Source organism: Gilliamella sp. ESL0232, assembly GCF_013346885.1.
Classification (GTDB): domain Bacteria; phylum Pseudomonadota; class Gammaproteobacteria; order Enterobacterales; family Orbaceae; genus Gilliamella; species Gilliamella bombi.
The window spans coordinates 130,778-145,522 of record NZ_JAAEDW010000007.1; the positions used below are offsets into that span (position 1 = coordinate 130,778).

A 14,745-nucleotide genomic window follows, 5' to 3' on the forward strand; every position below is an offset into this window, starting at 1 on the left:
GTTATGGATTTCTATAACACTGTATTACTATTACTATAGGTAATTACAAAAAAATTACAAAAAATATTGTCAAAAATACGATAATATAGTTATACTCCCCAACTTATTAAGTTGAATAAGGTCTCGTTTATTTGAAAGGGCATGAAAATAGATTTATTGTTCATTTCAGAATCTGTTAACTTAAAATAAAAAATGTAATTTTTTTTAATTCGTACTTAATCAGAAAGATAAATCAATTTAAATAAAAGATAGTAATTCATTTTTACTAAAAATCATAACGTCTTTATTCAATTGGAGATTATAAATGGCAAGCATTTTGGTAACAGGTGGGAGCGGTTTTCTTGGATCAAATTTATGTATAAGGTTGATCAATGAAGGGAATAAAGTTATTTGTGTTGATAATAACTATACAGGTCGAATGAAAAACTTGTCAAGTATCATCGATCACCCTAATTTTTCATTTATCAACCATGATGTTATTAATCCTATTGAAATTGATGGATATTTAGATGAAATTTATCATTTAGCCTGTCCTGCCTCGCCTCCTGCTTATCAGGGTAAAGCTGCCATAATGACAACAAAAACTTGTGTTTATGGAGCAATTAATCTACTTGAATTAGCAAAAGAGAAAAATGCCAAAATATTGTTATCCTCCACATCAGAAGTTTATGGTGATCCGTTAGTTCATCCTCAAGTTGAAAGTTATCGTGGCAATGTAAACCCTAATGGTATAAGAGCTTGCTATGATGAAGGAAAACGTTGTGCAGAAAGTTTATTTTTTGATTATTCTCGTGAAGAAAATGTAAGAATAAAAGTTATTCGTATTTTTAATACTTATGGTCCTAGAATGGATCCTAAAGACGGAAGAGTAGTAAGTAATTTTATTTGCCAAGCACTACGTGGAGAGGATATCACTATTTATGGACAAGGCACACAAACTCGATCATTTTGTTATGTAGATGATTTAATTGATGCAATCATTAAAATGATGAAAACTTCAGACGATTTTGTGGGACCAGTAAATACAGGTAACCCAAGTGAATTTACGATAAAAGAATTAGCCGAAAAAGTTATAGCCAAAGTCGGGGGAACTTCAAAAATTATTTATTGTGACTTACCCAAAGATGACCCTACTCAGCGTAAACCAGATATATCTCTAGCAAATGAAAAATTATTATGGAAACCAAAGATTGATTTAGATCATGGTTTAGACAAAACGATTGAATATTTTAAATCTGAAATAATAAATGAATAATAGAGGTGAAAAATAATGCAAATAGGTATTATTGGTACGGGATATGTAGGACTACCTACGGGTGTTGGGCTGGCAGAATTAGGCCATAAAGTTATCTGTATTGATAGAGAAAAGTCAAAAATAGAAAAATTACAAAAAGGTGAAGTTACTCTTTTTGAAGATGGTTTAGAAGAACTATTAAAGAAAAACTTAAAAAATGGAAATATTTCATTTACAACCTCTATGCAAGAAGGGGTTGCGGAGGCAGATATTGTTTTTATTGCAGTGGGAACACCACCACATCCAGTGACTAAAGAAGCCGATATGAAATATGTTCATGCGGCGGCTACTGAACTTGCTCAGTATCTAGATGGTTATACGGTTATTGCAACTAAATCAACCGTTCCTGTTGGTACAGGTGATGATATTGAAATGTTAATATCTAAAAGAAATCCAGAAGCAAAATTTGATGTTGTATCTTTGCCTGAATTTTTGAGAGAAGGTTTTGCTGTCTATGATTTTTTCAATCCTGATCGCATTGTAATAGGAACCGATTCAGATGAAGCTAAAGAAGTATTAACTGAGTTATATAAACCATTCGCTGAAAAATCAAAAATTTTATTTGTAAAAAGAAGATCAAGCGAAACGATCAAATATGCTTCTAATGCATTTTTAGCGATGAAAATCCATTATATTAATGAAATGGCTGACTTTTGTGAAAAGGCGCATGCAGATATAGATGAAGTAGCCAAAGGAATGGGGTTAGATTCTCGTATTGGTAATAAATTTTTAAATCCAGGTCCTGGTTATGGAGGTAGTTGCTTCCCTAAAGATACTCATGCCATGTATTTTATGGCTAAGCAAAATGGTGTGGAGCTTACACTGATCGATGCGGCAATAAAAGGTAATGAAAAACGTAAAAAGAATATTGCCGAAAAAATTATTGCGAAAGTAAGCAATGTCAAAAATGCTAAAATTGCTGTATTAGGGCTTGCTTTTAAAGGTGGTACGGATGATTGCCGAGAAAGTCCTGCAATGGAAATTATTACAGAGTTATTAAAATCTGAGATGAAAATTATTGTCTATGATCCTAAAGGAATGGCAAATGCTAAAGAGTTACTTGACGATAAAATCAGCTATGCTGATGACATGTATTCAGTTGCTCATGGGGCAGATATTTTAGTAATTTTAACTGAATGGGATGATTTTAAAGGTTACGATTTAAACCGTATTGCATCAACAATGAGAAATAAAAACATTTTCGATACTCGTAATCTTCTAAATTGCGATATTGCTAATAAGCTTGGTTTTTCATATTGCAGGATAGGTAACTAAATGAAAAACAATATTATTGATAAGGTGGATTGATATGCGGATTTTTGTAGTTGAATGATTAGTAACATTATAAACTTGTTGTCTTGGATAGCTCTATTATTGCTAATAAGCTTGGTTTTTCATATTGCAGGATAGGTAACTAAATGAAAAACAATATTATTGATATGTATATAGAGGCTCGTTTAATTAATTTGTATAATTAATAATAAAATAATAACCATTTTATTTGAATATTATGAGGCTATAATGTCATTAGATATATCAATTATTGTACCTGTTTACAATTGTGATAAATATTTGAAAAAAAGTATAGATAGTTTGTTAAATCAAACAATATCTAACATAGAAATTATTTGTATTGATGATGGATCCACTGATGAGTCATCTAACATTTTAAAAGATTATGCTAATAAGCATTCACATATCGTTTTGTTAAGTCAAGAAAACAAAGGTCCAGCAATTGCAAGAAATAGAGGTCTAGCTATTGCACGAGGTGAATACATCATGTTTTGTGATAGCGATGATTGGTATGAGCCGACTATGTGCGAAAAAATGTTAGAAACAATAAGACTAAAGAATGTCGACATTGTTATGTGTAATTGTAATATAGTGAAATATGATGAATCATATGATGTACGTGATGATGATATTAGTTATCATAAGCTAAATATTTTTGGGTATCACTCCTTAAATTTTGATCTAAAACATAAAGTTAATAGTGTCCTTTGGAATAAAATCTTCAAAAAAAGTATTATCAATGAATTTAATATTGATTTTCCTTCAGGTCATTATCATGATGATATGGCATTTATTTTACAATATCTTTGTTCATCAAAAAATTTGTATGGAATTGATTGTAATCTATATAATTATGTATTTAGAAGCAATTCGATAATGCATCAAACTTATTTTACAGCAAACCATGAAAAAAAATTATTTGATGTAATTGATGCAATGAAATATTTTTATTTCAAATTACTTGAAACTAATAATTTGGTTGGTCATGAGAAGCTTTTTATTTCAAAGTTAGTTTCTATGGCTCAATGGGTAATATTAAAATGTAATAACAATGAAGAAAAAATGGTTAATTTTTTAAATTATTGTAATGATAAGTTAATATTTGATTTAGACCTAAATATTTTTCCTGAAAGTGATGAACGTTATTACTTAAATATGGCAAAAGATAAAAATTATGATTTTTTTAAACGGCTATATCATTTTGAAAAAGAAAACAATATTCCTCGTTTGAAACAGATTAATAAAAGAACCAAAGTTATTAAAGTAATTTTTGGAAAAATATTAGTTATTATTCGTAGTTATTTATTTTTTCCGTACTATATTTATCGAATATATAAGAAATTATAAGAGATTTTTTTAGGTATCAAGAGTTGTTATAATATGATTATTGCTAAAAATTGAATAACTCTTTATACCTAGAAAAATGAAAGAAAAAAGTTTTAATTGGGTTTTCCTTAGTACGTTATAAATAGCATGACGACTGAACATAAAGCATTTAGCTGAATCTGTGACAGTATTTTTATAAGATATGTGTGATAAGGCGTTAATTTTGTTTCTTGGTATATTCATCACAATAGTTTTTCAAATTACTGTAAACAACCTGAGAAATTTCTACATATTATATTTATAAAAATGCTATTATTTTTTAAATAAATAGTTTGGTCGGTTAATAGTCTAAATATTATGATATAAGAAATAAATAACTGCAGTGTTTTTATTATATTGTAGTTATAAATAAAATTTCATCAATAAAATTTAAAAATTTATATAATTTTAGGAAAGTAAGAGTTTTGTGATTTATAAGAAAGTAGAAAAAGGAAATATTTGATCCTCGCCAAAATATTAGACAGTGCACACCTCTATCATTTTTTCGTTTTGGTAATATTGTTGTTCATATTGTTCAAGTGATACCCAGCCATTGGCTGAATGACGGCGTATCCGATTATAATAGATTTCAATATATTCAAATAGTGCTTTATTAGCCAGTTTCCTCGTTTTGTAGTAACAGTCATGAATAATATGGGTTTTGAGTGTATGAAAAAAACTCTCAACAACCGCATTATCAAAGCAGTTTCCTCTTCGACTCATGCTTTGCCTTAGCCCAATTGTAACAATAATTGCTTGAAATCAGCACTGCGATATTGGCTTCTTTGGTCACTATGAATGAGTACATTTTTAGGAAAGTGACGCCGAAATAAGGCTTGTTTTAATGTATTACACACTAAATGACGGTCTATGTAGCGACTGGTTTGCCTAGCAATCACTTTTCGTCCATATAAATCGATAATCACCGACAAATATAACCAACCTTCACCCGTTTTAATATAAGTAATATCGGTTACCCCTGTTTTATTAGGCTTATCAGGGTTAAATTGCCTATCTAACTTGTTGGGCGCAATATTGCGATGAGCCGTGTCTGTTTTATACTTGAATTTACGTGCTGCTTTACTCCGTAATCCCAATTGTTGCAAAACACGGCTAATTGTCCTTTCTGAAACTTGATAGCCTGCTTCTCTTGCATCATGAAGCAGGCTTGGTGCACCCAGATGGGCTTTATGTTGCCAATACTGCTTTTGGATATACTCGCTGAGTTTAGCTGATTTGTTTGCTCTTTTTAACCAAGCATAATAACCCGATGAACTGACACCAAGTAATGAGCATATCCTAGTAACGGGATAGCAGGTTAAATGATTTTTCATATAAGCGTACTTCATCGACTTGGATTGTTGATGATATGCACATGCGCCTTTTTTAGTATATCATTAGCCATTTTCAGTTCTTTAATCTCTTTTTCTAACGCCATAATCCGCTGTTGCTCAGCGGTTAACTCTCGACGGCTGGTTTTATTCGGGGAAAGTTGCCTAATCCATTTATCTAGGGTTGATTTACCCACACCTAGATGATTGGTAAGTTCGCTGATAGAAAGGTGTGCATTAGATAACGCATAATCCACTGATTGTTGTTTAAATTCGATACTAAATTTTTTGACCATGATATTTGTCTCCTATGATTTTTGTTTATATCATAGAGGCGACTTTTGTCCACTTTTTTGGCGAGGATCAGATAATAGTTCAATAATTTAATCAATACGGCTTTTTTATAGTATAATCTATAAAATTTGTTATTTTGTAAAAATTATTATGCCCAAAAAATATAATTCTTTGACTGCGCTTATACAACTATGGCCATTTGTCAAACAATATAAAAAAGCTTTATTTGTTGCTATACTAGGGCTTTTGTTAAATGCAGCTACAGATTCGACCTTAATATCTCTAACCAAACCGTTGCTAGATAATGGTTTAATGAATAAAAACTACATTTTGTTAGTTTACATTGCTATAGCAATTATTGGTTTGATTGCATTACGTGGATTGTCAAATTATGCTTCTACATACTGTCTTTCATGGTTATCTGGTAAAGTTATAACTAAATTTAGGCAAATGATATTTAATCATTTGCTAAAAAGTCCTGTAAGTTTTCATGATAAACATTCTGTGGGAGATCTTGTTTCCATTATTACCTATAATACTCAGATGCTTTCTAAAGCCTCATCCGATGCTTTAATTATTCTTGTTCGTGAAATAACCTATGCGATTGGTTTATGTTTTGTTATGTTTTATGGCAGTTGGAAATTGGCATTAGTGCTAATTTTTCTTATACCATTAATAATTGGTGTTGCTCAATTTATTGCAAAAAAATTTAGAAAAACATTAATGTCAATGCAAAAAGGTATGGGTGAAATAACAACTTCGGCTGATGAAATGTTAAAAGGCCATAAAGATGTTTTAATTTTTAATGCTAAAGAGTATGAAAAAAATAATTTTAATAAAATTACTAATATTTTTCGGCGAGATATGTTGAAGATTGAAATGGTTTCAAGATTATCAACACCAATCATTCAAATGATTGCAACTTTAGGTCTAGCCTTAATATTATATCTTGTTGCAAGTCGGAGTTTAGATATTACTCCTGGCTCTTTTACTGTCGTTTTTTCAGCAATGATAGCTATAATGCGCCCTTTGCGAGAGTTAACAAGTCTACATGTTGAATTACAAAAAGGTGCTGTAGCGTGTGAATCATTGTTCGGGCTTTTAGAAGCTCCACTTGAAGAAGATAAAGGTACAATTGATGCAAATCATATAACTGGAAATATTGAATTTAGAAATGTGACCTATCAATACCCTACAACCAGTACATCTGTACTTAATAATATTAATTTTAAAATTAAAGCTGGTCAAACGGTTGCTTTAGTAGGGCGATCAGGTGCAGGTAAGTCAACTATTGCAAGTTTGATTCCAAGATTTTATGATTTAGAAAAAGGAGAAATACTTTTAGATGGTATTAATATTAAAGATTATACCTTAAAGTCATTAAGAAATCATATAGGGTATGTTTCTCAACGAGTGCACTTATTTAATGGTACCATTGCAGATAACATTGTTTATGGTGAAAAAGGATTACATAGCCAAGAAGAAATAATTAAGGTTGCTGAATTGGCTAATGCCATGGAATTTATAAATAAACTAGAAAATGGAATAGATACGGAAATAGGTGATAATGGTGTTTTATTATCAGGAGGACAACGGCAACGCATTGCTATTGCGAGAGTTTTGTTACGTAATAATCCAATTTTAATTTTGGATGAAGCGACTTCAGCACTAGATAATGAATCTGAAAGGTTAGTACAAGAAGCCATTGAAGTTTTACAAAAAAATAGGACTTCGATTGTTATTGCTCATAGATTATCAACCATTGAAAAAGCGGATCGAATTTTAGTCATTGATAATGGTGAAATTGTAGAAGATGGTAATCATCATAGCCTTATTGAACAAAATGGTATTTATGCCTTAATGCATAAAATGCAATTCAAATCATAATATATTAAATAATGAATATGAATCAAAATAATCATAAAGAAAGTATCAATATTGATAAGGACTCTTCAACTTGGTGTACTTTTACTAAGTTATGGCCCTATATTGCTCAACATAAATTAGTATTATTTATATCAATAATTTTGTTAATAATTAGTGCATTTGCCGATACTTCATTAATAGGCCTATTACGCCCTTTACTTGATCTTGGTTTTTCAATGAATGACCGAGAGTTTTTATATATGGCACCTATCTATATTTTTGGTTTAGTGTTTATTCGTGGTATTGCTAATTATGGTTATTCTGTATTATTAGCATTGATCTCTGGTAAAATTGTCATGCGCATTCGACAGAGGCTTTTCGCACATTTTGTTGATGCACCTGTAAGTTTTTACGATCAATCCTCAACAGGAAGGTTATTGTCGCGAATAACATATGATACAGATCAGGTCGCAGCGTCTTCATCGGATGCTTTAATTACAATAATTCGTGAATCAGCTTTTATATGTGGGCTATTTTATACAATGTTTTATAATAGTTGGCAATTATCACTATCTTTACTTGTTGTCACTCCTATTGTAATTGGATTAATTTCTTTTATTTCAGTAAAATTTAGAAAATTGGCAAAAAACATGCAAAATTCTATGGGAAATGTCACCATGGCAGTTGAGCAAATGCTAAAGGGATATAGGGAAATTATTGTTTTTGGTGCACAGAATGAAGAATCAAAAAATTTTGAAAAAGTTAGCAATAAATTTCGCCGTGATGGAATGCGTTTAGTTTCTATCTCCGCACTATCAACGCCAATAATACAATTGGTGATCTCATTTGCTATTGCTTTTGTGTTATTAACCGCAAGTGATCCTGATTTAAATATTACAGCTGGAGAATTTACTGTCGTTTTTTCATCGCTAGTAGCATTAATGCAACCTATTAAAAATTTAACCAGTGTTAATGCAAATTTTCAAAAAGGAATGGCTGCTTGTCAAACTTTATTTGCAATCTTTGAACAACCTTTAGAAAAAGATAATGGATCTATTAGTGTTGATCGTGTAAAAGGAAATATTGTATTTGATCACGTTACTTTTAGTTATGAAACTAGAAAAGAGCCAGCTCTTAAAGACATTAGTTTTTCTGTCCCTTCAGGAAAAACAATAGCTTTAGTTGGTCGCTCCGGTTCAGGAAAAACGACAATAGCAAGCTTACTTACTCGTTTCTATGATGTACCTAAAGGACAAATTTTAATTGATGGACATAACATTAATGATTTTACATTACATTGTTTACGTGATCAAATAGGTTTAGTATCACAAAACATTCATCTTTTTAACGATACAATTGCTAATAACATTGCCTATGGAAGAATTGGTGAATATACACAACAACAAATAGAAGAAGCTGCAAAAAAAGCCTACGCTTATGATTTTATAATGCAAAGTGAGCATGGATTTAATACTAAAGTGGGAGAAAGTGGAATACTATTATCTGGAGGGCAAAGGCAAAGAATAGCAATTGCTCGAGCGCTATTACGTGATAATCCTATATTGATTTTAGATGAAGCAACATCAGCCTTAGATACTGAATCGGAATATGCAATACAACAAGCGCTTTCTGAACTACAAAAAGGGCGTACTTCAATTGTTATTGCACATCGATTATCAACCATTGAGAATGCTGATGAAATACTAGTTATTGATGCCGGAGAGATTATAGAACAGGGAACACATCATGAATTACTTCTAAAAGATGGTGTTTATAATAAATTATATCAAGCAAATCATTTATAAGCTGTAATGTTGTTATAAGAAATAGTTCATTAATCATTATTAAACTCAATAGAATATAGGCAATTTAGGAGATAAGATATTACATGAGTTTTAAAAGAATTGTTACAGATTGTGCTTGTTTATTTGTGAAAGATAAAAAAAAGAAATATTTTCTAACCAAAAAGTATGGTAGCACTCCACCGTATATTTTGTCTAAAAAGAAAGCTAAAGTATATCAAGATATTTATATTCCTATTTATAAGCATAATGTTCGATTATGTCCTGTTGAGCCTGAAATTTATAATAAAAAGGGAGAAAGATTAAGAGTTATTTTTTTAAGGGATAATTACAAACCGAATGCATCTTCACAAACAAGTAATCTGATATATTGGGATAAATATAATTTTGAACTTCCATTGCATCTTTATACTCATGGACGTATGTTGGAGACAATGGGATCTCCAACAGGCCGTTTTGGTGCTTTGGTTGAAACTAAAGGTATAAAGCCTGATAGTTATGAGATATTTCAAAAATATAGTGGATTAGAAAAAGATTTTGATTTGATTTTTACTTATGATGAACAACTTCTAAATGAAATACCTAATGCAAGATTTGTTCCTTTTTGTGCCGATATAAAGCTTTTTTCTGGTGATTTTGTAATGCTACCGAACTTAGATGAGATATTTCAACAAAATTTGTTTTATGAAAAAAATAAAGATATCTCAATATTATCGTCAAATAAAAAATTATGTGAATTGCATCTAAAAAGAATTTTAACTGCGATTAAATTAAAAAATCATCCTAAGGTTGATACTTTTGGAACTTTTGATGGTGGAGAGTTTGTTAATCCTTATGAAACATTGAAAGATTACCGTTATTCTATTGTGTTTGAAAATGAAATATCTGGGTATTGTTTTACTGAAAAGTTGACAAATTGTTTTGCCACACAAACTGTGCCTATTTATATAGGTGCTAGTAAAATAAATCAATTTTTCGATGAAGATGGTATCATTAGAGTTAAAGAAAGCGAAATTGATAACATCGAAAATATTATTAAACAATGTTCAGAAGCTGATTATATATCCAGAAAAAACGCAATTATGAAAAATTTCATGACTGTTCAACAATTTAGTAATAATGAAGACTATATGTACAAAACATATATAGAAGGTTATTTTTAAATAATTCAAAGTGGTTATTATAGATGATAGATGTAACTAAGTTCATAGAAGGTAAAAAAACTATTATTGATAATGAAAGTAATGATACTAATACACAATGGCATATTTTGCTATGCTTTGATGATAATTATGCTTTACCAGCTGGCGTTAATATGTATTCTATTATTAGCAATAATCCAAATAAAAAATTACATTTTCATTTATTTATGCAAAACGTATCAAATGATAATAAATGTAAAATAGAACAGCTTTCATCAAATCATGTTTCAATAACGCAATACTATCTGAATGATAAATTTAAGATTCACGCTAACAATACAAAATATTTTCCTATTTCTGCTTGTTTGCGAATTATTGCTCCATTAGTTATTCCTAAAGAAGTTACTAAATTACTTTATGTTGATAGTGATACTTTATGTTTGGCATCATTGGATGAACTATTTAGTTTAAATATAGCTGGTAAAGTTATTGCTGCAGTACCTGATGTTGAAAATACACAAAATTCCCAATGTAAAAAATTTCAAATTGAGTATGGTAGTTATTTTAATTCTGGAGTTTTGTTATACAACTTGAAAAAGTGGAATGAGGCTAATATCACAGAAAAAGCACTTAATTTATTAAATGAAGGGATTGCTTATAAATTTCCCGATCAGGATGTGCTAAATATTTTATTAAGTAATAATATTTATTACTTACCCACAAAATATAATTGTCTTACTTTGTTAAGTGTTGGCGGCCATGAGGATCAGCAAAAAGCTGAAAAGGGTGCAGTTTTTATACATTATACTTCGGGAAGTAAACCTTGGTTTAAACTCTATTTGACATCAATTTATCAAAATTTTATTGATGGCTCACCTTGGTATCAAGCCAAGCTAGCCTTAGCAAATAATCTTTCCCCATCTACAACCAGACGTTATGCTAAATTTTTAATCACTCAAAGAAAATATATCTGTGCTTTTCTTTACTACTTGTTATATTTAAAACATAAATTATTTAAAAAATAATCAAACAATGATCATTTTTTTATATTTATCCTAATAAGTAGTTTTAGATAATCAATATATTTATAATTAAAAAGTTACTAAAGGCATATATGAATAATACTCCTCTTATATCCGTAATTATACCAGCATACAATACAAGAGATGTTATTGAAAAAACATTAAAATCAATAGAAGAGCAAACGTATCAAAATTATCAAATAATCATTATAGATGATGGTTCAACTGATGACACAGGTATATTTATAGATGAATACCAACAAAAAAATGCTAAAATTATTGTTTATCATCAGAATAACAGTGGTGTGTCTGCTGCCAGAAATAATGCTCTTAAATATGCGTCAGGTGAGTTTATCTGTTTTTTAGATAGTGATGATACTTATGAATCTTCTTTTTTTGAGAAAATGTTAATTCGCCAACAACAAACCAATTTTAACATTGTTTATTGTGGTTTTTATCGAGTAAAAAAGAATGAAAGTATTAAAGAATATTTACCTTTTGAAGAGGGAAATATACTTAATAGTTTTATCAAAAAAAGTTTTCATATTTCAGGCATGCTAATTAAGCGTTCTTTTTTAATCGATAAAAATATTACTTTTGATACTGATCTTAAAATTTGTGAAGATATTTTTTTTACTATTAAAGCTATAAGCCAATGCGAAGTTGCTGTAGTTAAAGAACATTTATTCAACTATTTATATAGAGAAAAATCAGTAACAAATTCAATTGCTACTATTGAATTATATTTACAGAATATAGTAACTTGGGAACGAATTGAGTTTTATTTGAAGCATAATTACAATAAAAACGACAAAGAAGAGATTCACCAGCGAGTTCAATCTATAGTAATTAAATTAAAAGTAAGACTTCTTATTGAATATTTAAAAAAATTTAATTATAAAAAAATTTATTATTATTTAAATAAAGATCTTAAATTTACTAGTGATATGAAATTGGTAAATAAAAAGTACTTACCAAAAAGTGATATCAAAAAAATGAATATAATAAAAAGTAATTGTCTAGTTATTTGGTTTTGGGGTAGTTTGTACTATCGATATATCAGGCGTGAAACTGGAAAATAACTCAATATATAAACAGTAATTTATTGTTAATGCTATAACAAGGAATTTATATGAAAAATGAAGTGATAAATATAGCCTTTTGTACTGATGGTAATTATCTCGAATATGTAGCTATAGCAATAAAATCAATTCAATTAAATAATTTAGGTAACCATCTTCAATTTCATGTATTTCTTTATGATGTTCCAAAAGAAGCTGTTCATAAATTACAACAATTGAATGTTTCTATTAAAAGTTATTTTATTGAAAACAATGAATTAGATAAATACCAAACTGAACACCAATTACAGCATATCAATCGATCAATGTATATTCGACTTCTTGTGCCTCGATTACTGAAGAATGAAGTTGATAAATTTATATATTTGGATGCTGATATATTATGTTTTCGTGATATATCATTAATTAATCAGATTGATATTGATTCAGTGGTTTGTGCTGTTGTCTCTGACTCTCTAATTTCAAAAAATATTGAAAAAAATATTACTCGTTTGGAGTTAAGTTCAGATAATTATTTTAATTCCGGTTTTCTCTATATTAATACAAAAAATTGGTGTGATTCTGACATAGAAAATAAAGTTAATTTAGTTTTGTTAAATCCGCAACAATATAGACTTGTTTACCCTGATCAGGATGCCTTAAATCTTATTCTTCAAAATAAAGTTAAGTATATTGATTGTAGATGGAATTATTTATTTACATGGATGACTGAAACAGAAAAGAATAAAATCTTTGATAATGAAGATATTCTACCATTTTTTATCCACTTTACTGGTGCTAGAAAACCTTGGTATCAAGAACATAAAGGAATAGCACAAAATTTATATGTATTTTATAAGCATTTTACACCATGGGCTAATAAACCTTTAGAAAGTTATCTACCTAGAATGAGAGTTAATGACTATCGTATATATGCGAAATCATTCTTTAGAAAAGGTGACTTTTATAAAGGAATAAAATTTTTCATTCAATACTTATTATTAAAATACAGAAAAAAGAAATAAAATATCATAGGAATTCTAGTTATGAGTCATTTTTCTTGGCAATTAAAGTTTATTCGAAAAAAAATAAAACTATATTTTTTTAACTTTTTAAATAAAATTCTAATGTGTTTCTTTCCTAAAAGAAAAACGATATTTGAACTGTCAAAAATAAAAACTATTTTAATAGCTCGTAATGATAAAATTGGCGACATGGTTGTAACTACCGCTTTAATAAAAAATCTTGCTCAAGCTGGTTATGATGTTTATGTTTCTTCGCAACAATCAAGTTTAGAAATTCTTAAAAATAATCCTAATGTTATAGAAACATTTAGTTATAATGATTATTCATTAAAGGATTTATTTAAAACTATACAAAAAATCAGAAAGCATCATTTTGATTTAGTAATTGATACAAGACCATTTTATTCATTTGAAATGCGTAAAATTATATTTTGTGCATTTACTAACTCAACTCATTTGATGGGGTTTAATAAAAGTAATGTAAAATCATATAATATTTCAATTCCTTATTATAATAATGTTCATATTACTAATCAATTAAATAAAATATATGAGTATATGAACATTAAAAATTATGGTGAAAACTATGATCTTTATACTTTAGATAATAATAAAAAAAATGTTGATGATTTTATATTAGAAAATAATATAGATAAATTTGTTATTATTAACCCTTTTGGTGGAGCAAGAAAGCGTGAATTGTCTCAATGGCAAATGGAGCATATTGTTTCACTCATGAAAAAAAACAAACCAGATCATAAAATTATTTTTATTGGTGAACCCAATAAACTTAAAAATGTTAAACTTGACTTAGGATTAATATTTAAATCAAACACCATTTTAGATGTCATTGCTTTAATCAAAAAAGCTGAATATGTTATTACTGTTGATACTTCTATAGTGCATATTACAGCAGCATTCAATAAACCATGTTTAACCATTTATTCAGAATCAAATCTATTTGAACAAACAGACGATTTTAATTTAATAATGCGTAAAAAATGGAAAGACTATTACCGACAAACGTGTAATAATTTGGTAGATAGTTCCTATTTGAAAAAAAATAATCTATTAGTAGAAATACCATATTGTTATGATCAAATTTGGTCTCCTAATAATCCGAATGCGAAACAAATTGTATTTTATAAAACTTTTTTAGCAAAAGTAGACAATGATGAATTTAGCAGATGTATATCACCTTATTTAGGATAAATTCACTTAATTAATATACAAAATAGTAATATTGTGAT

General features: G+C 28.8%; 10 protein-coding genes and 1 pseudogene. 10 read left to right on the plus strand and 1 reads right to left on the minus strand.

The annotated features are described in order from the left end of the window. Nucleotides 1-304: 304 nt before the first annotated feature. The 3 genes from GYW75_RS08810 (at nucleotide 305) to GYW75_RS08820 (ending at nucleotide 3,934) form a co-directional block, all read left to right on the plus strand. Nucleotides 305-1,255: a UDP-glucuronic acid decarboxylase family protein gene (locus GYW75_RS08810; RefSeq protein WP_174799093.1), complete on the plus strand. Its 951-nt coding sequence runs from the start codon at nucleotides 305-307 to the stop codon at nucleotides 1,253-1,255. Nucleotides 1,256-1,270: 15 nt separating this feature from the next. After that, nucleotides 1,271-2,569 (plus strand): UDP-glucose dehydrogenase family protein, encoded by a 1,299-nt coding sequence (locus GYW75_RS08815; protein ID WP_174799095.1) that lies wholly within the window; start codon nucleotides 1,271-1,273, stop codon nucleotides 2,567-2,569. 246 nt (nucleotides 2,570-2,815) lie between these two features. Then, nucleotides 2,816-3,934, plus strand: coding sequence for a glycosyltransferase (locus GYW75_RS08820; protein ID WP_174799097.1), 1,119 nt, complete (start codon nucleotides 2,816-2,818; stop codon nucleotides 3,932-3,934). A gap of 495 nt (nucleotides 3,935-4,429) precedes the next feature. Here the strand turns inward: GYW75_RS08820 and GYW75_RS08825 are convergent. Beyond that, nucleotides 4,430-5,579: pseudogene (locus GYW75_RS08825) on the minus strand (IS3 family transposase). Nucleotides 5,580-5,727: 148 nt separating this feature from the next. On the opposite strand from GYW75_RS08825, the gene msbA (GYW75_RS08830) reads away from it, so the two are divergent. From msbA (GYW75_RS08830) to GYW75_RS08860, 7 genes are all read left to right on the plus strand, one after another. Further along, complete coding sequence (gene msbA / locus GYW75_RS08830; RefSeq protein WP_174799098.1) at nucleotides 5,728-7,464, plus strand: lipid A export permease/ATP-binding protein MsbA; 1,737 nt, start codon at nucleotides 5,728-5,730, stop codon at nucleotides 7,462-7,464. A gap of 44 nt (nucleotides 7,465-7,508) precedes the next feature. Next, complete coding sequence (gene msbA / locus GYW75_RS08835) at nucleotides 7,509-9,248, plus strand: lipid A ABC transporter ATP-binding protein/permease MsbA (protein ID WP_174799165.1); 1,740 nt, start codon at nucleotides 7,509-7,511, stop codon at nucleotides 9,246-9,248. Between the two features lie 83 nt (nucleotides 9,249-9,331). Next, nucleotides 9,332-10,408, plus strand: coding sequence for a glycosyltransferase family 10 domain-containing protein (locus tag GYW75_RS08840; RefSeq protein WP_174799100.1), 1,077 nt, complete (start codon nucleotides 9,332-9,334; stop codon nucleotides 10,406-10,408). A gap of 23 nt (nucleotides 10,409-10,431) precedes the next feature. Beyond that, entirely contained in the window at nucleotides 10,432-11,412 is a 981-nt protein-coding gene (locus tag GYW75_RS08845; RefSeq protein ID WP_174799102.1) for a glycosyltransferase family 8 protein, read from the plus strand. Nucleotides 11,413-11,501: 89 nt separating this feature from the next. After that, nucleotides 11,502-12,491, plus strand: coding sequence for a glycosyltransferase family 2 protein (locus GYW75_RS08850; protein ID WP_174799103.1), 990 nt, complete (start codon nucleotides 11,502-11,504; stop codon nucleotides 12,489-12,491). A gap of 50 nt (nucleotides 12,492-12,541) precedes the next feature. Further along, nucleotides 12,542-13,495: a glycosyltransferase family 8 protein gene (locus tag GYW75_RS08855; protein WP_174799105.1), complete on the plus strand. Its 954-nt coding sequence runs from the start codon at nucleotides 12,542-12,544 to the stop codon at nucleotides 13,493-13,495. A gap of 21 nt (nucleotides 13,496-13,516) precedes the next feature. Then, complete coding sequence (locus tag GYW75_RS08860; protein WP_174799106.1) at nucleotides 13,517-14,707, plus strand: glycosyltransferase family 9 protein; 1,191 nt, start codon at nucleotides 13,517-13,519, stop codon at nucleotides 14,705-14,707. The last annotated feature ends 38 nt before the right edge of the window (nucleotides 14,708-14,745 follow it).